Source organism: Stenotrophomonas sp. 3diitr2024, from assembly GCF_042136455.1.
Lineage (GTDB): Bacteria > Pseudomonadota > Gammaproteobacteria > Xanthomonadales > Xanthomonadaceae > Stenotrophomonas > Stenotrophomonas sepilia.
This window is the reverse complement of the sequence record NZ_JBHHMJ010000449.1, coordinates 1-330: the sequence shown is the minus strand read 5'-3', so window position 1 is coordinate 330 and position 330 is coordinate 1. Positions and strand designations below refer to the sequence as shown.

1 pseudogene is annotated in these 330 nt (G+C 61.5%); it reads right to left on the bottom strand.

Going from position 1 to position 330, the window contains the following annotated elements:
• Window positions 1-99: 99 nt before the first annotated feature.
• Window positions 100-330 (bottom strand): annotated as a pseudogene (locus ABGA94_RS11075) (hypothetical protein); the annotation flags it as partial.

Below are 330 nucleotides of genomic sequence, written 5' to 3'. Positions count from 1 at the left end.
GGGTGACAACTACTTCGCCGCACTCAACTCGGCGGTGTTCTCCGATGGCAGCTTCGTGTTCATTCCCAAAGGCGTGCGCTGCCCGATGGAACTGAGCACCTACTTCCGCATCAACGCCATGTAGTCACTATCGCTGGCCTTGCCCTTCAACGTCGCGTCCTTGTTGAAGTGGAAGATGCCGAAGCCGCCGGCCATGCGGATAAGCGCACTGTCGATCTGGTCGAAGCTGGCCGGCAGGTTGGACAACACATCGACGAACACCGGTACCTGTGCGGCGGCCAGCTCCGGCGCCAGCTGCCAGGCTTCGCTGCCACCGGCGATGGCGATCTT